This window comes from Alishewanella sp. BS5-314, assembly GCF_025377695.1.
GTDB classification, from domain to species: Bacteria; Pseudomonadota; Gammaproteobacteria; order Enterobacterales; family Alteromonadaceae; genus Alishewanella; species Alishewanella aestuarii.
Map to the genome: position 1 here is coordinate 308307 of NZ_JACEHJ010000002.1, position 17383 is coordinate 325689.

Below are 17383 nucleotides of genomic sequence, written 5' to 3' on the forward strand. Positions count from 1 at the left end.
GGTGTTTACTGATGAGTTTTGATATGGATGAAGACATCCTCCAGGATTTTCTGGTCGAAGCCGGTGAAATACTAGAGTTGTTGCAGGAACAGCTGGTCGAGCTTGAGAATAACCCTCATGACACTGCTCTGTTAAATGCCATTTTCCGTGGTTTCCATACAGTAAAAGGTGGGGCTGGTTTCCTGTCACTGACCGAATTAGTTGATGCCTGTCACGGCGCTGAAAACGTGTTTGATATACTTCGCACCGGTAAGCGCAGTATCACCCCCGAGCTGATGGATGTGATCTTACAGGCTCTGGATGTGGTCAATGAAATGTTTACTGAGGTGAAAGCACGTCAGCCGTTGACCCCGGCCGATCCTCAGCTATTAGCGGCACTGCATTTCTATTCCGAGCCGGAAACACCCGGCGAGGCAGCACCTCAGGCAGCCAAGGCTGCACCTGCGGTTACAGCTCCGGTTGCGCCACAGGTTACAAAGGTACAGCAACCAACCGCTTCACCCGATAGCGATGATGTCGATAGCATCACCGAGGATGAATTTGAGCGTATGCTCGATGAGTTACACGGTTCGGCCGCTCCTGGTCGCACCGAAGTGGCTGCCAGTGCGCCAGCGGCGCCAGTGAGCGCAGGCGATGATATTACTGATGATGAGTTTGAAGCCTTACTTGACCAGCTGCATGGCAAGGGGAGCTTTAAGCCGGAAGTGCCTGCTGCACCAGCTGTGACAGCTACTGAGCCGGCCGCGCCCGCGGCCAAGGCTGATGAAATTACTGATGACGAGTTTGAAGCCCTGTTGGATCAGCTGCACGGCAAAGGCAAGGCGCCAGTAACCCCGGCAGCGGCTAAAGCAGAAGTTCCGCCGCCAGCACCGGTTGCCGCTCCTGCTGCCGCGCCGGTCAAAGCCACAGAGGCACCGGTTGCACCAGCTGCCGGTAATGCCGCTGCGGCAGATAAAGGTGCCGTCGCAGCAGAGACTACGGTGCGGGTTGATACTAAACGCCTGGACCAGATTATGAATATGGTCGGCGAACTGGTATTAGTCAGAAACCGGCTGGTCAGTTTATCGGGCTCTGCGCAAAACGAGGAAATGAGTAAAGCCATTGCTAACCTGGATGTGGTGACTGCCGATATTCAGGGCGCGGTAATGAAAACGCGAATGCAGCCAATTAAGAAAGTATTTGGCCGTTTCCCGCGCGTGGTGCGCGATCTCGCCCGTTCACTAAAAAAAGATATCGATCTGGTGCTGGAAGGTGAAGAGACCGATCTGGATAAGAACCTGGTCGAAGCATTGGCCGACCCATTGGTGCATTTAGTGCGAAACTCGGTTGACCATGGTATTGAATTACCAGATGTGCGTCAGGCTGCCGGTAAGTCGCGTACAGGTGTGGTCAAGTTAGCCGCGCAACAAGCCGGTGACCATATCCTGCTGACAATTCAGGACGATGGCGCCGGTATGGATCCGGAGAAGCTGAAAAACCTGGCGATCAAGCGCGGCGTTATTGATGCCGATACTGCAGCGCGGATGTCAGATACCGATGCCTTTAACCTGATTTTCGCACCGGGTTTTTCAACCAAAGAACAGATCTCAGATATATCCGGCCGCGGTGTCGGTATGGATGTGGTGAAAACCAAGATCACCCAACTCAACGGTACTGTGCATATTCACTCCAAACTGGGTGAGGGTACCTTGCTGGAAATCAAGGTACCTCTGACGCTGGCGATCCTGCCAACGCTAATGGTAATTGTCGGTAAGCAAACCTTTGCCTTACCTCTGGCAGGTGTGAGTGAAATTTTCCACCTCGATCTGGCAAAAACCAATATTGTTGACGGTCAGCTAACAATTGTTGTTCGCAACAAAGCCATTCCATTGTTCTACCTCGAGCACTGGCTGGTGAAAAACTCGGATAAAAAACTGCGTCGGGCCCAAGGTCATGTGGTCATAGTGCAAATTGGTCAACAGCAGGTCGGTTTTGTGGTTGATCAGTTGATTGGTCAGGAAGAGGTTGTGATTAAAGCGCTGGACGCCCTGTTGCAGGGAACACCGGGTATGGCTGGCGCGACCATTACTTCTGATGGTGGTATTGCGCTAATTCTGGATGTGCCTAACTTGCTTAAGCATTATGCTAAAAAATCCAAAATTAAGTTTGAACAGTTTAAGCAGCTGCATGGATAAGCAGGTGATCTATGGCAATTAGGGTATTAATCGTTGATGACTCCAGCTTTTTCCGCCGCCGGTTACAGGAGATCCTGTCGGCTGATGCAGAGCTGGAAGTTATCGACAGTGCAGTGAACGGCCGCGAAGCGGTCGAAAAAGCGCTGGCACTAAAACCCGATGTTATCACCATGGACATTGAAATGCCGGTTTTAGACGGCATTTCAGCAGTGCGTGAGATTTTAAAGGTCCAGCGTATTCCAATTCTGATGTTCTCTTCTTTGACCCACGAGGGAGCTAAAGCCACGCTCGATGCGCTGGAGGCCGGTGCCGTTGATTTTCTGCCAAAGAAATTTGAGGATATTGCCCGCGATAAACAGGAAGCCGGTGAATTACTGCGCGAGCGGGTCAGGGCGGTAGCCAGACGCAGGCCATTGGGGCGTTCAACCTTTAGTAGTTCAGCCTTAGCCCGTAATAGCCAGAGCAGTACGCTGCGCCAGCCACTTGGTAGCAGACCGGCAGAGCGGACAACGGAGTCTGGGGCAGCAGAGCGCGGTCGTTTCGAACGGCCGGCTTTAACGCCACGCAGTCATTTCAGCGCTAGTGGCAAGGATTATAAAATTGTCGCTATCGGTACCTCGACCGGCGGGCCTGTCGCGTTACAACGGATCCTGACCGCGTTGCCAGCGACCTTCCCGTTGCCGATTATTCTGATCCAGCATATGCCGGCCGCCTTTACCGGAGCTTTTGCACAGCGACTGAATAGTTTGGCCAAAATTGAAATAAAAGAAGCCGAAGACAATGATCTGTTAAGGCCCGGCGTCGCCTATCTGGCACCTGGTGGTAAGCAGATGTTGGTGGAAGGTTCAGAAGGTCAGGCACGCTTAAGGATCAAAGAAGATGATTCGCCACGGATCACTTTTAAACCCAGCGTCGATATTACCTTTGCCACTGCTGCCCGCGTATACCAGGACAAGGTGTTGGCAATAGTACTGACCGGAATGGGCGCCGATGGCCGGGAAGGCGCCCGACTACTGAAACAGCAGGGCGCTACCATCTGGGCCCAGGATGAAGCCAGCTGCGTGGTTTACGGTATGCCGCAAGCCATTGCTGCAGCAGGTTTAATGGATCAGGAAGTAAGTCTGGAAGATGTCGCTACCCGCATACTGCAGGAATTAAAGCATGGATAAGCTGGCGCTTGGCGGTCTGCTGCTGGCGCTGCTTGCCGTGACCGGTGGCTTTATGCTGGAGGGCGGTGCTGTTGATACCTTGCTGCATTTACCGGCCTTTATCATCGTGTTCGGTGGTACCCTCGGCGCCGTGATGCTGCAGACGCCTTTTAACCAGTTTCAACTTGGTTTTCGCCTGTTACCCTGGGTGTTTCAGTCCTCGCGCTTACCCGTGAAACGCACCATCGGCCGGATTGTCGATTGGGGTTCTGCCGCCAGGGCGAATGGTTTTTTATCTCTGGAAGATGCTGCGCTGCAGGAAAGTGATCCCTTTTTACATCGCGGGCTGAACTTACTGGTTGACGGTGCCGATGCCGCGCAATTGCAAGCGACGCTTGATGCCGAGCTTAGCCTGGAGCGCGAGCGTTTACTGCGCGGTGCCAGAATCTTTGAAGCCATGGGGGGCTACAGCCCGACTATCGGCATTATTGGTGCTGTGTTGGGATTGATCCAGGCGATGGCCAATATCAGTGATCCCAAGTTGCTCGGCGCAGGCATTGCCACTGCCTTTGTTGCAACCATATACGGTGTAGGTTTTGCCAACCTGGTGTTTATCCCGATAGGCAATAAGCTAAAAAACCTGATCCAACAGCAAAGCCTGTACCACGAGCTAATTATTGAAGGGCTGGTTTCTATCGCTCAGGGCCAGAATCCCAAAGCCATTGAGCCTAAACTGCAATCCTATTTACCGGGCTAAGCTATGTACCGGCAGCGCAGACACCAGCAAACTACAGAGCGCGAAGATCTTGACCGTTGGTTGGTTTCCTATGCTGACTATATGACCCTGATGTTTGCCTTGTTCGTAGTGCTCTACGCCCTGTCGCTGTTAAAGCAGGAAGAATACAGTGTTTTAACAGAGTCTTTGACCCGGATTTTTGATAAACCGCGGCAAAGTGAAACCGGCCTCAGCGGCGCTGGCGTGTTAACTCAGACTGCACCGCAAAGTGACTTTGAACGCTATGGCAGCTCATTAGAGCAGGCAAAAGGCCCGGAGCTATTAGCTGATGCCAAAGAGTTGACCGATCTTCGCCAGCATTATCTGGGAAGTCCGCTACAATCGCTGGAGCAGGAACTCACCCAGTCGCTGACGCAACTGTTGGACCAGGGTTTAGCCAAGGTTCGACTGGAGCAAGACTGGTTAGTGATTGAACTGAGTAGTGGCTTGCTGTTCCCATCCGGCAGTGCGGCTGCAACCAATTCGGCACGGGTAGTACTGCAGGAAATTGGTAAAATTATAAACCCGATCAATAATTTTTTACGCATACGCGGCTACACTGATAATGTACCGATCGCGAATGAGCTATTCTCGTCGAATTGGGAACTGTCGGTGGCGCGGGCGACCTCAGTACTCAGATTGCTGGAAAGTCAGGGCACGCCGCCGCAGCGTATGGCGATAGAGGGGTATGGCCAGTATTATCCGACCGCGGATAACAGCACGGCTGCGGGGCGGGCTGCCAACCGTAAGGTAGAAATTGCGATTTCCCGCTACGGTTACCGGCCTGATAATAATGTGCGCCCTGCCGAGCTGTCGGCAGTCATCGCCGAGCCACAGCCTGGCGATATACAAAGCGAGGATGGAACCATTCAGGTGATTAGCCTGCCGGGTGGCGGCATCCGGATCACTACCCGTCGTGATAACCCCGACGCGGTACCCGAACAACAGGATCCATAACGTGGTAATTTGGACTATTGCGAATCAAAAAGGTGGCGTCGGTAAAACCACCACTACTGTCACACTGGGTGGTTTGTTAGCTGAGCGCGGCTATCGTGTGTTGTTGGTCGATATGGATCCGCACGCGTCTTTAACCTATTACTTTGGTATTGACGCCGAAGAACTTGAAGTCAGTGTCTACGATATTTTCACCCGGGGTAAAGCCATTAGCCGTGAGGAAATTCTGCAATCACTTTGCCCCAGTACGGCAGAACGGCTCGATATCCTGCCGGCTTCAATGTCACTGGCGACGCTGGATCGCTCGTTAGGAAACCAGAGTGGTATGGGCCTGATCCTAAAGAAAGGTCTGAAGCTGATAGAGCAGGATTATGATTATGTCCTGATTGACTGCCCACCGGTAATGGGGGTGTTGATGGTTAATGCGCTGGCGGCCTGTGATCGGGTATTGATCCCGGTACAAACCGAATTTCTGGCGCTGAAGGGCCTGGACCGGATGATTGCTACTATGGCGTTGATGCGTAGCTCGAAGCAGGAGCTGACCTTTACCATCATCCCAACCATGTACGATAAAAGGACCAAAGCCTCACTGGAGGCCTATAAAGAGCTGAAAGCTAAATATCAGGACCGGGTCTGGTCTGCCGTAGTGCCGGTAGATACCAAGTTTCGTGATGCCTCTCTGGCACAAACCCCGCCCAATGTCTTTGCCGGTAATTCTCGCGGCGTCTTTGCCTATAATACCTTACTGACCTATCTGTTACAGTTAAGTCCGGAGGCCTGAAATGAGCAGTCTTATTGCGAGTCAGAAGGTCATCCAGCATTATCTGCAGGCGTTGTTAACCGAGGATGATGCTGAGCAGCCGCCGGCGCCAGCAGCTGTGGCCAAGCCAGCCGCAGCGAAAGCAGCAGTCCCTGTTACAGCGGCGCCGACACTTGCTGAAGCCGAGCTGGCACAGAGTCGTAAAGCAGAATTAAATCGGTTGCTGGCTCAGGCCGTGCCCGTTGCCAAGGCCGCAGAGCCGGTGGTGCCTGCTACCGCAAAAGTGCAAACCACGGCGAAAACGCAGACCACACCAGAGGTTCAGAGCGCACCCGCAGTGCTGAATACGCCGGAGATGTTGCAACGCGCTATTCCGATCGCCGAGCGTCTGGCGCAACCTACGGTAGCCGCGACCGTTTTGAAAACCGAAAAAACCTATCGCCAGCAGCGTTTTCAGGCATTATTTTTCAGTGTCGCCGGTTTAAAAATTGCGGTGCCGCTGACCGAACTTGGCGGTATTCATGAAGTCGGTGCCGTGAATGCGTTATTTGGCAAACCAGACTGGTTTAAAGGCATTATGCTGCATCGGCAACAAAAAATTCAGCTGGTGGATACTGCCCGTTGGGTGATGCCGGAAAAATATACCCCGGAGCTGGCAACAGAGCTAAACTATCAATATGTTATTATGCTGGGAACCAGCGATTGGGGCTTGAGTTGTGAGCAATTAATTGACACCATTACGCTAGAACCAGAACAAATAAAATGGCGTGAGCACGAGGGGAAACGTCCCTGGATGGCGGGCCTGATTAAAGAGCAAAAATGTGTACTCGTTGATGTTGATGAGCTGGTCAATTTATTAAACCAGGGCCTTGATATTAACGCCTGAACCAGCAGACCCAAAGGAGCTGTAGATGAATAGTAAGTTTTCAGAGCAAGCTGATAAGAACCAGGCCGCGGATCAGGTATTGCAGTGGGTAACCTTCCGTTTGCAGGAAGAAACCTACGGTATTAACGTGATGCAGGTGCAGGAAGTGTTGCGTTACTCCGAAATTGCACCGGTACCGGGTTCACCGGATTATGTGCTGGGGATCATCAACCTGCGTGGTAATGTGGTAACAGTGATTGATACCCGCGCCCGTTTTGGTTTACCGCCGGCAGAAGTCAGCGATAATACCCGGGTAGTGATTATTGAAGCTGAGAAGCAGGTGATCGGTATTCTGGTCGATAGCGTGGCGGAAGTGGTCTATCTGAAACAATCTGAAATTGATAACGCGCCTAATGTCGGTACTGACGAGAGTGCCCGTTTTATTCAAGGCGTTGCTAACCGCGATGGTCAGCTGTTAATTCTGGTTGATCTGAATAAATTACTGAATGACGAAGAATGGGACGAAATCAGTAGCATCTGATGAATATCATACTGATTACTGTTGCACTGGCCGCGCTGGCGATCCTACTGCTGCTCACTGCCGCCTTCGGGTATCAGCGGCTGCGCCAGCAAGCTGAGCAGCTGGGCATCTTGCAGCAACAGTTTGACGCGGCGCAAAGCCAGAACCAGCAGCTACACGCCGAACTCGAGGAGCTACGCTCTGGCTTGATTGGCGTGGGGCAGCGGGTGCTGAAGATGCAGGAGCAGCAACAGGGCTTGCGTCAGTGCCTGGATGAGTTACAACAGCAACAGCAAGTTATTGCTTTAAGCGATCCTGAAAGCAAGATCTACAGCCGGGCAGTGAAAATGGTAGAGCTTGGCGCCGATTTGGAAGAAATTATCCGTGAGTGTGAATTGCCACGGGCTGAAGCTGAACTGTTATTTAATTTACACCGCCAGCAGCGCGGTCAGTAAGCTTGCGCTGGCGCAGGTGACACTATGCCGGACAAAACCGATAATCCCCATCCCGAACTTAGTGCCAGTGCGCTAAAGTATGACGGCAGTCAGGCGCCGCTGATTATTGCCAAAGGCCATGGTCAGTTAGCTGCCGATATTATTGCGCTGGCCCGCGAGCATGGTGTCTTGATCCATGAAGATGCTGAGCTAAGTAAACTGCTGAGTAAGCTAGAACTGGGCGAACAGATCCCGCGCGAGCTTTATCTGATTATTGCCGAGCTGATTGCGTTTTCTTATGTGCTGCAGGGCAAGTTCCCGGATAACTGGCACAATATTCACCAACGTATAGACCTAAAAACCTGATACCTGCTGCCATAACGCTTTGCTCAGGCTCGCCGCCTGATCCGGCGTATCAGCTGCCAGCCACTGGCAAATGGCCCTGGCGACATCCGGATACTGTACCTGTCTTAGTTGACTATCGTTATGCAGCCAGTTGGCAATCACGGCGCTGTTAAGGCTATCACTGCGCTCTGCCAAACCTAACTTCGTTAGTGCCAGAGCGTTTGACTGCTGTTCCATCTGCCCTTGTAGCGGTTTAACCAGAATGCGTTTTTGCAATTGCAGCGCTTCACTAATTAACTCAAAGCCGGCATTGCTCAGCACCGCGCTGCAGCGCGCCAGCGTTTGTTTGAAGGCATCCAAACTGGGTGGCTGGGTTTGAATGTGCCCCAGCTGCTGTGCCGGCAGGCCCGGGCCAAACACACTAAACTGATATTCGGTCAGTGGCGACAATAACTGTAACACCTGTTGCTGATCTTCAAACGGCAGATAGACCAGCACCAGTGTCGGTTCGCTGGCCACCGCTTCAAAGGTGGTATGAATAATTGGCGGCAGGATAGGGGCGTTAAAATGATGCCAGTGTAATCCCAGGCTATAGTTGGCAGGGGCAAAGTAACGAAAGATGCCCTGACTGAGCAGGTTAGCGTTTTCCATCGGGATCGGATGCAAAAACGCATACTGATGGCCAATGCCGATACAGGGCTTCTTTTGCTGCCGTGCTGCCCAGGCCGTTACCGGTTCAAAATCGTTCAGAATAATATCGTAACGGCTCAGATCCAATTGGCGGACATCCTGCCACAGTTGCCGTACTGAGGCCTGGCGGAAGCTTTGCCAGTAATTTACCCGGCCAGCTGCCGTCACAAAGGTCAGACCCTGTCTTAGCTGGTAATGGCCAAAGGCCTGCATATCAAAAAATTGCTCCGCCGGGCGGCCGGAAAACAGAAAGTCGACCTCGGCACCCTGCTGGCGTAAATACGGCTCCATGGCTCGGGCGCGGCTGATATGACCATTTCCTGTTGCCTGTACACCATAGAGGATCCGCATACTTTACTCCATTAATCGTCGTCGGCTTGCCAGACAAGCGCTTTAAAGTGCTGGCGGCACATTGAAACATAGCTTTCATTACCGCCAATCTGTACCTGGGAGCCAGCTCTGGCCGGTTGTCCCTGTTCATCCAGCCGCACTACGAAGTTGGCTTTACGGCCGCAGTGACAGATGGTTTTCAGTTCAATCAATTTGTCGGCCCAGGCTAACAGCGCCTCACTGCCGGCAAAGGTCTCCCCGAGAAAATCGGTGCGTAAGCCAAATGCCAGCACCGGGATCCTAAGAGTATCAACCACATCGGTCAGTTGCCTGACCTGGGCCTTACTTAAAAACTGCGCCTCATCAATCAGCACGCAATCGAGCCGGCCTTGTTGTTTTAGCTGGTCAATGTGCCGCACAAAGTCAAAGTCCGCGTCAAAAATATGGGCGTCCATCGACAGCCCAATCCGCGAGCTGACCTTACCTAAACCAAAGCGATGATCCAGCGCTGCGGTATAGATCGCGACGGTCATACCGCGCTCCTGATAGTTGTAGGCACTTTGCAGCAGCGAGGTCGACTTGCCGGCATTCATTGCCGAATAATAAAAATAGAGTTGCGCCATAAGCTTACCTTTTGCAGTTGAAGGCGCAGTATAACAAGACTCTGGCAGAAAATATAAAGTAGCAATATGACAGCAGTAAGACAGTGCGGTTTAAACGAAACACCGCCGCGCAATACGTTGAGCGGCGGTGTAATTAGGCATCACGTCAGGCATCTGGGCCGGCAGCTAGGACTGGTGTTTTGGCTCAGCAGGGCTGTCTTCTGCTTTTTTAACAGCCGCAGGGCTATCTTCGGCTTTTTTAACCGTGGCAGTGGTTTTTGCCAGCACCGTAACCGGCACAAACAGATTTAGCGGATTTTGTTTAATTTGTTCCACTACCGCTTTTAGCAGCAGCGAGAATTTACTGATCCGGCTGCCGCGGGCGCGCAGTGCGACCGTTAAGGCCAGCGTAAAGCTGACCCACAGGTTAACAAAGCCAATCAGCAGCACCAGAGATAAATAAAACAAAAAGCTAAAGGGGCCCAGGCCGCCGCTGATGGTGCTGTAACCCAGATTAGCAGAGGCGAAGGCGACATGGCGGATATCCAGCGGCAGTTGCAGCAAATAGCCGACGTAGCCGGTCATGCCCAGTAACAGGCCGAAGATAAAATTACCGGCCAAGGGGCCATAGTTGTCATGCCAGTAGTTGGCAAAGGCTTGGCGGGGGCGTTCCGGCAGCAGTTTCTTCAGCAACGGGTGGTGATAAAGCCGTTGCCGCAGATCCAGATAATTGGCTCTGTTATCAAAGAAGCCAGCAATGATACCGGAACAAAACAGCCAGATACCGGCAATAGCCGCGAAAAATAACGAGCCATGCCAGGGCGCGACCGCTTGTAACTGATAGCTGACGGCGGCGCTGTCCAGGAGCGGCTTACCCTGCCAGGCAGCGTATGCCAGCGCGATACTGCTGGCGGTCAGTACTGCGACACTGACGTTACCCCAGACGGCGGCCCACTGCGAGCGGTTTACATCGAGCAGCAGATTGGCGAGTTTTTTATGGGCAGCGCGGCCGTTTTCACCTTTTTCAACTTCTGCGGCAAAGCTGGCAGCGGTCATCGCTGGCTGCTTGGTTGCTACCGTCAGCCCTAATAAATGGATCAGCACAAAGCCCAGACCATAGTTAAGGCTAACCAACAGCGCATTGCTAAAAGCCGATAATTGCAGGCTTTCGATATAAATCTTCAGCAAAGCCATAGAAGCAATAATCACACCGGCACCGGCAGCTGAGCCAAATAAGCGCAGATACTGCTTTTTATCGCGCGCAATATAGTGCTCACCATGACTACTTTTATTGACACTGATACTTTTCGATAATAACTGGGTGCTACTGCGCCACAGTGCCCGGACACTGCTATTATCGCGACTGGTATCCAGCAACTGGCTGGCCAGTTCAATACTCAGCTGGCGTAACTGGGGCGCTTGCCCGCAGGTAACCAGTGTGACCAGTTGGGTGATCCGTTGCAGCGTTTGCTCCAGTCGCTCCAGAAGATGAGCTACTGCAACAGAGCTACCCGCTGTTGCTGTGCGCCGGCGTAGCCGGTCAACTTGTTCATTACACTGCGCCATCATCACATGATAATGAGCGACATCATAAGGCTGTTCCTGCTGCTGGCGGCAGTGCTGCACCAGTGCTGTCAGCTCACGGTGCAGGGCGATAAAGGCCGAGTCGATATTATTCAGGCGCTTATCCAGGCGCATCAGATCCGGCTCCATCTCTTCGGCAGCGATCCAGACACTTAGCATCTCCAGGGCGCATAATGTCTCTTCGCGCAGATGAGCATCGAATTGCGCTAATACCGTCGGGCTGGCCGCTGGCAGCAAGAGTTGACTGAGCTTTAGCAGCAGTCCCTCATTGCTATCGTCAGCCTCCTCGTCGTGAGCCACCTCTTTATACAGCTCCGCCAGCACATCTTTTAGCTCGTTCAGATCGCGTGGCGCAGGGTTGACTTTTTCGTACAGTCGGCTGGACAGCTCACGTAAAAAGCCGCGCCGGGAAAATACGCCCAGACTGACCAGAGCCGGATACAGATGCACCTGACAGAGCCAACTTAGCAGCGTATCGGCGATCTGACGTTGCTCGGCCGGATACAAGGCCAGAGTTTCCAGCAATTTTTGCGCTCTTTTGCGGCGCTCAAAGCTAAAACGTGGCCCCTGTAGCCACTTAACCAGGGTTTTTAACAAGGCCAGACCATCTTGTTCGGCGGCCAGACTTTTTAGCAGCATCAGAGCATTAGCTTGTTCCATTGATTCCTTGTTCCGATGATTCAGTCGCGGTTCACTGGTAGGGGGTGTTGTTAACACGCCCTAGCTAAGAGCCGGATCACAGCAAAAAGTTGCATGCTTCTGGCTGAGCGCGGCATACTGCCGGCAGTAAACCACAGAACCTAAGGAATAAAAATGGAAAAATGGTTGTTACTGACGGTATTTGCCCAGGTATTACTGACCAGTGGCGTGATGATCCTGATGGGGCGGCGGCGGTTTCAGGCGGCCAAAAATAAAGAAATTAAGATGGCGGCGTTTCGCACTATGGACCTGAGCGGCGCCAACGAGCAGGTGATAGCGACCAGCCGTAATTTTGATAATCAGTTCCAGATGCCGCTGTTATACATTGCCGCGGTATTGTTTATTCTGCAGTTCGGTCTTGCCGATCTTGGCTTTGTGCTACTGGGTGCAACCTTTGTGGTACTTCGCTACTGGCATAGCCTGATCCACATTGGCAGCAATGTGCTGCGTAGTCGTTTCCGGGTATTTTTACTTGGTTGTCTGGTGCTCTGGATTATCTGGCTACGCTTATTGCTGCTGGCCTTTATCTGACCGGCAGCGCTAGCAGGGCGTAGCATCTAACTTGAAACTACGCCCTCTCTTATCTGGCTGCCTTGCTAAGGCTTCGTTACTCGTAGCGAAGTGCTTCTATCGGTTGTAAGCGTGAGGCTTTGCGCGCCGGATAATAACCGAAAAAGACGCCGATTAAGGCCGAAAAGCCAATACTCATCAGCACCACTTGTGGCTCAATAATAGCGGTATAGCCCAAAAAGTGCTCCACCGCCCAGGTGGTGCCCAGTGCCAGCGTTAAACCCAGGGCGCCACCGAGGGCACAGAGCAGCACGGCTTCAATCAAAAACTGGCGCAAAATATCGGCCGGCCTGGCGCCAACCGCCATCCTCAGGCCAATTTCCCGGGTCCGCTCTGTTACCGATACCAGCATAATATTCATAATGCCAATGCCTCCCACTAACAGCGAAACTGAGGCTACAGCCGCCAGTAAGCCATTAAAAATCTGCATGGTTTGGGCACGGGTTTCGACCATCTCGGATAAATTACGGATCCGAAACGGCGGGTCGTTGGCTGTGGTGCGCAGCCGCTGTCTGAGCAGGGCATCCAGCTCCTGTTCCACCAGGGGCATATCCCGATCGGAGGCCACCTGCACTACGATGGAGCGCACGGCTTTCGGGCTCGACAGCGTGATACCGGAGATCCTTTTACGCACGGTATCAATCGGCATAAAGACGATATCATCCTGATCGTTGCCCTGAGTATTCTGCCCTTTGCCGTTTAATACGCCGATAATGGTGACCGGTACCTTGTTAATGCGCACGGTTTGCCCCAGCGGATCACTGGCACCAAATAGCTCACGTTTTACGGTCTGGCCAATTACCGCTACCCGACCCGCGCTGCTTAGCTCGGTTTCAGTAAAGGTGCGGCCTTCGGCGAGTGACCAGCTTTGGGCCTGATAAATCTTATTATCGACACCGAGGATACTGGGAGCCCAGTTCAGGTTGCCGTAGATCACCTGACCCGACGATTGCACCATGGGCGCGGCCACTGTTACCTGCGGGATCTGATTTTCAATAGCCAGGGCATCCATCTCGGTCAGGCTCTGACCGGTGCCACCTTGCTGGGCGCCGCCCATAAAACGCATCCGGCTAAACACAATAAAGACATTACCACCAAGGTTCTTGATCTGTTGGTCTACTTCGTAACGGGCACCGGAGCCCAGTGCCAGCATAATAATAACCGCGGCGACACCAATAATAATCCCCAGCATGGTCAGAATACTGCGCAGTAAATTGACCCGCAGTGCCACCCAGGCTACGTTTAACAGCATCAGACTATTCATTTCAGTGCCTCCGCCAATCGGTGTTGCCTGAAGTCTGCCAGTGCTTGCTGCGCATCCAGTGGCGAACTTTGCCGATCGGTCAGCAGTAAGCCATCGCGAAATACCAGTTGCCGGCTGGCAAAGGCGGCGATATCCGGCTCGTGGGTAACCAGCACCAGTGTTTTACCTTGCTGATGCAGTTGCTGGAATAAGGCCATGATCTCAAGCCCGGTTTCAGTATCGAGGGCCCCTGTGGGCTCATCCGCCAGAATAATATCCGGTTCATTTACCAGTGCCCGGGCAATCGCCACCCGTTGTTGCTGACCACCAGAAAGTTGTGATGGATGATGGTCAAGGCGTTTACCCAGACCAACCAGCTCCAGACAATGCCTGGCCCGTTCCCGGGCTTGTGCCCTTGGCATAGCGGTATAGAGCAGTGGCAGCATTACGTTGTCCAGTGCAGTGGTGCGTGGCAGTAAATTAAACTGCTGAAACACAAAACCGATATGCCGGTTGCGCACTGTCGCCAGTTCAGCAGCGCTCATCCGGGTAACATCGGTGCCTTTCAGTAATATTTGCCCGCTGCTCGGGGAGTCAAGACAGCCGAGCATATTCATAAAGGTGGACTTACCCGAGCCGGAAGGTCCCATCACCGCAACAAAGTCGCCTTGTCCGATACCGACACTGACCCCTTTTAAGGCTTTAAGTACCTGTTCACCCATCCGGTAGTGTTTTTCAACCTTCAGGGTTGCCATCACCGCGTTTTGCATTTATTCCACCCTGACTGCACGGACTATCACCTTGTCGCCCTGGCTGAGTTCACCGGACAACACCTCGCTGTACTCGTCATTGCTAAGGCCAACCCGCAGGTTGATGGCCTTGGGTTGTTGCTTACTATCCAGTACCCAGACAGTGGCTGCCGTACCACTGTCACCCTGGCCCCGTTGCTGACGGCGCTGGGCGTTTATTTCGCTATAGCGCTGATACTCCTGCTCCGACAGCACCAGCTGTAACTCATTGTTTAGCTTTTGTCGCAGTTGCTGCATCTGCGCCCGCATATCAGTCATCGGGTTATTGGCACTGGCGCTGCGCGCTTGCTGTAAGCCGCTGGCAAAGTCAGCAAAGACGCGGCGCACCGCACTGGCTTTATCACTGCTTAATCCCAGCTCCCGGATCAGCTCAGCAGCCGGATCCGGTTGCGAAGCTGCCGGGTTGGCGGCGCCGGCGGGCCGAAAACGCAGCGCGGCATTGGGTACCCGCAGCACGTCAGTTTGCTGGCCACGAATGACATTGATATTGGCTGTCATGCCGGGTAACAGCAATTGCTGTTGGTTCGGCGCATCGATAATCACTTTGTAGGTCACAACATTGGAAACGTTGGTTGCGGCTTTGCGTACCTGCGACACCTGGCCGTTAAACTGGCGGTTCGGATAGGCATCGACCTGAAATCTGACTTGCTGGCCTTCAGCTAATTTACCGATATCGGCTTCGTCAACGTCGGCTTCTATCTGCATCTGTCGCAGATCCTGCGCTATGGTAAAGAGGGTTGGTGCTGACAGGCTGGCGGCAACGGTCTGCCCAATATCAACCTGCCGGTCAATAATGGTGCCATTGACCGGAGAGCGGATTTGGGTCCGATCCAGATCCAGTTTGGCCTGCTCTAACTGCGCTTCCCGTTGCAGCAATTGTGCCTGAGCGCTGCTGATCTGAGCGCGGGCGACACTGATTTGCGCACGTGCCGTTTCAAAGTTTGCCAAGGCGGTGTCCAGTTCACTCTGGTTGGTCAGCCCCTGGCGCATCAGTTGTTGCTGGCGTTGGTGGGCGCGCTCGGCCCGGCTTAATTCTGCTTCGGCTTTTAATAAGTTGGCCTGCTGTTGCTCCAGATTGGCTTTGGCCATCACCACGTCGGCCTCTGATTGGCGTAATCTGGCCAGATAAGTACGGTCATCGAGGCGCGCGATCAGCTGACCCTGAGTCACATCGTCATTAAAATCAGCCAGTAATTCGGTGATCAGACCCGAGACTTCAGTACCGACCTCCACCGTGACTACGGCACGGGTGGTGCCGGCAGTATTGACCACGCTCTCAATATCACCGCGGCTAACGCTTTGGGTTTGATATTGAATTTGTTCTTTATTATCGGGCATCAGGTACCAGCCCAGCCCGGCCAGCAAGGCGACAACAATCAGGATCTGCCAAAGGCGCATAGAAATAACTCCATAAAATTTCTGGTTTTACTATAACCAGTTGCGCCTGACTGACAAAGAGGGGGTAGGGTAAAGGTTGTGTAAAGCCGGCTGAGTAGGAGAAAAAGTACGATGAGTGGCAGCTTTTCAGGTACTCCGGCTGGAGCTGGCGGCAAAGTTACTGCTATGATAGTGAGATAAGATAAGACGCTGTGCTGATGTAAGCGGCGTTAACAACATAAAAAAACTGAATAAGCAACCTGACGTTGCCGAGGTCCCAGTGCTGAAAAGAGTCTGTAGTCTGGTGTTACTGCTCACCAGTAGTCTTGCCAATGCCGCCGTTCCCGACCCTGTGGTACGGGAGTTTGAGCAGTTTTTTCAACAACAAATGGCGGAGCAAAACATTCCCGGCGCTGCCTATGCCATCGTGTATAAGAACCGCATTATCGCTGCCAATGGTTATGGTGTGCGTGAAGTGGGTTCGAATTTGCCGGTAGATGCCTATACCGTGTTCCGGATTGCTTCCGTATCCAAAACCTTTGCTGGCGGTCTGGCGGCAATACTGGCAGCGCAAGGCCATTTTCGCTGGGACGATCCGGTGGTGCGTTATGTACCGGAACTGAGCTTTAAAACCCGCTCGTTTAACAATAAGCTGAAGGTTGAACACCTTTTATCGCAAAGTACCGGGGTGATAGCCAATGCCTACGATAACCTGATTGAAGCTAATTACCCGCCAGAGCGGATTATTCCGCATTTTAATAAGCTCGATCCGCTGTGTAATCCGGGCCAGTGTTATGGCTATCAGAATGTGTTGTTTAGCCTGATTGAGCCGGTGATGCAGCAAACGACCAGGCAGGACTATGCCACCTTGCTGAAACGAAATATTTTTGAACCGCTAAAAATGCCGACCGCGTCGGTGGGGTTGCAGGGCTATCTGGATAGCCCAAACCGCGCCACACCCCATGTTAAAGCACGGGGCCAGTGGCATGCCCGCGCAGTGAATGAGAGCTACTATCGTTTTGCGCCGGCAGCCGGTGTTAATGCCAGTGCGGTTGATTTAGGCTACTGGTTGATTGCCCAACTGGGATATAACCCTGATGTGCTGCCTGAACCCTTGTTGGAGCAAATTACCAGCCGTAAGGTCAGGACTCCGCGCTACTTAAATCGCCAGCTGTGGCGGCCCCACCTGAAGGATGCACACTATGGTCTGGGTTGGCGCCTGTATAAGTTTGGACAGGAACAGCTGGTATTTCACGGCGGCTGGGTGCAGGGCTTTCGCGCCGAACTGGCCTATTCCAAAGAGCGCGAATTGGGGCTGGTGATCCTGATGAATGCTGAGTCCAGAGTGATCACCGAATTAACGACCCATTTCTGGTCCACGATGTTTACGGCCTTGCAACAGCAGGACCGGCAGTTGATGCTGGCCGGGTGCAAGGCGCCAAAATCCCAAGCCAAAGCAGCATCGTCTCAAGCCAAAGCGGCAGACTGTTAACTGTTAAAGTGC

17 protein-coding genes are annotated in these 17383 nt (G+C 52.9%); 11 read left to right on the forward strand and 6 right to left on the reverse strand.

What is annotated here, in order from left to right; translation table 11 throughout:
* The first annotated feature begins 11 nt into the window (after nucleotides 1–11).
* Genes H1D31_RS05945 through H1D31_RS05985 form a run of 9 tightly spaced genes read left to right on the forward strand, consistent with a single transcriptional unit; the run spans nucleotide 12 to nucleotide 7996 of the window.
* A complete protein-coding gene (locus H1D31_RS05945; RefSeq protein ID WP_008610004.1) occupies nucleotides 12–2174 on the forward strand; it encodes a chemotaxis protein CheA in 2163 nt (720 codons plus the stop codon).
* Between the two features lie 11 nt (nucleotides 2175–2185).
* Nucleotides 2186–3343, forward strand: a complete 1158-nt coding sequence (locus tag H1D31_RS05950; RefSeq protein ID WP_008610005.1) for a chemotaxis response regulator protein-glutamate methylesterase — start codon at nucleotides 2186–2188, stop codon at nucleotides 3341–3343.
* Complete coding sequence (locus tag H1D31_RS05955) at nucleotides 3336–4079, forward strand: flagellar motor protein (protein ID WP_261256916.1); 744 nt, start codon at nucleotides 3336–3338, stop codon at nucleotides 4077–4079. Before H1D31_RS05950 ends, H1D31_RS05955 begins: the two co-directional genes overlap by 8 nt.
* A gap of 3 nt (nucleotides 4080–4082) precedes the next feature.
* Nucleotides 4083–5054 (forward strand): OmpA family protein, encoded by a 972-nt coding sequence (locus tag H1D31_RS05960; protein WP_261256918.1) that lies wholly within the window; start codon nucleotides 4083–4085, stop codon nucleotides 5052–5054.
* Between the two features lies 1 nt (nucleotide 5055).
* The gene (locus H1D31_RS05965; RefSeq protein ID WP_008610011.1) at nucleotides 5056–5832 is read left to right on the forward strand and encodes a ParA family protein; all 777 of its coding nucleotides are present in this window, start codon (nucleotides 5056–5058) and stop codon (nucleotides 5830–5832) included.
* A gap of 1 nt (nucleotide 5833) precedes the next feature.
* Nucleotides 5834–6697 (forward strand): chemotaxis protein CheW, encoded by an 864-nt coding sequence (locus tag H1D31_RS05970; RefSeq protein WP_008610012.1) that lies wholly within the window; start codon nucleotides 5834–5836, stop codon nucleotides 6695–6697.
* Nucleotides 6698–6722: 25 nt separating this feature from the next.
* On the forward strand, nucleotides 6723–7217 hold the full coding sequence (locus H1D31_RS05975; RefSeq protein WP_008610013.1) for a chemotaxis protein CheW: 495 nt from the start codon (nucleotides 6723–6725) through the stop codon (nucleotides 7215–7217).
* Nucleotides 7217–7651 (forward strand): DUF2802 domain-containing protein, encoded by a 435-nt coding sequence (locus H1D31_RS05980; RefSeq protein WP_008610016.1) that lies wholly within the window; start codon nucleotides 7217–7219, stop codon nucleotides 7649–7651. Before H1D31_RS05975 ends, H1D31_RS05980 begins: the two co-directional genes overlap by 1 nt.
* A 24-nt stretch (nucleotides 7652–7675) precedes the next feature.
* Nucleotides 7676–7996 (forward strand): EscU/YscU/HrcU family type III secretion system export apparatus switch protein, encoded by a 321-nt coding sequence (locus tag H1D31_RS05985; RefSeq protein ID WP_008610017.1) that lies wholly within the window; start codon nucleotides 7676–7678, stop codon nucleotides 7994–7996.
* Here the strand turns inward: H1D31_RS05985 and H1D31_RS05990 are convergent.
* From H1D31_RS05990 to H1D31_RS06000, 3 genes are all read right to left on the reverse strand, one after another.
* A complete protein-coding gene (locus H1D31_RS05990; protein ID WP_008949657.1) occupies nucleotides 7985–9016 on the reverse strand; it encodes an MJ1255/VC2487 family glycosyltransferase in 1032 nt (343 codons plus the stop codon). The genes H1D31_RS05985 and H1D31_RS05990 overlap by 12 nt on opposite strands.
* A gap of 11 nt (nucleotides 9017–9027) precedes the next feature.
* Entirely contained in the window at nucleotides 9028–9618 is a 591-nt protein-coding gene (locus H1D31_RS05995) for a thymidine kinase (protein WP_261256920.1), read from the reverse strand.
* Nucleotides 9619–9783: 165 nt separating this feature from the next.
* A complete protein-coding gene (locus tag H1D31_RS06000) occupies nucleotides 9784–11841 on the reverse strand; it encodes a site-specific recombinase (protein WP_261256922.1) in 2058 nt (685 codons plus the stop codon).
* A 153-nt stretch (nucleotides 11842–11994) separates the two neighbouring features.
* Here H1D31_RS06000 and H1D31_RS06005 point away from each other — a divergent pair, with 153 nt between their 5' ends.
* Entirely contained in the window at nucleotides 11995–12411 is a 417-nt protein-coding gene (locus tag H1D31_RS06005; protein WP_065954807.1) for an MAPEG family protein, read from the forward strand.
* 76 nt (nucleotides 12412–12487) lie between these two features.
* Here the strand turns inward: H1D31_RS06005 and H1D31_RS06010 are convergent, their stop codons facing one another.
* From H1D31_RS06010 to H1D31_RS06020, 3 genes are read right to left on the reverse strand one after another with little or no spacing between them, the layout of a single operon-like run.
* Complete coding sequence (locus H1D31_RS06010; protein ID WP_008610022.1) at nucleotides 12488–13714, reverse strand: ABC transporter permease; 1227 nt, start codon at nucleotides 13712–13714, stop codon at nucleotides 12488–12490.
* Nucleotides 13711–14463 carry an ABC transporter ATP-binding protein gene (locus tag H1D31_RS06015; protein WP_008949654.1) on the reverse strand — a complete coding sequence of 251 codons (753 nt, stop codon included), beginning with the start codon at nucleotides 14461–14463 and terminating at the stop codon, nucleotides 13711–13713. The genes H1D31_RS06010 and H1D31_RS06015 overlap by 4 nt, the downstream gene beginning before the upstream one ends.
* Nucleotides 14464–15900, reverse strand: a complete 1437-nt coding sequence (locus H1D31_RS06020) for an efflux RND transporter periplasmic adaptor subunit (RefSeq protein WP_261256927.1) — start codon at nucleotides 15898–15900, stop codon at nucleotides 14464–14466. It lies immediately after the preceding gene.
* 259 nt (nucleotides 15901–16159) lie between these two features.
* Between H1D31_RS06020 and H1D31_RS06025 the strand changes: the two genes are divergently transcribed.
* The gene (locus H1D31_RS06025) at nucleotides 16160–17371 is read left to right on the forward strand and encodes a serine hydrolase domain-containing protein (RefSeq protein ID WP_261256929.1); all 1212 of its coding nucleotides are present in this window, start codon (nucleotides 16160–16162) and stop codon (nucleotides 17369–17371) included.
* Nucleotides 17372–17383 lie beyond the last annotated feature (12 nt).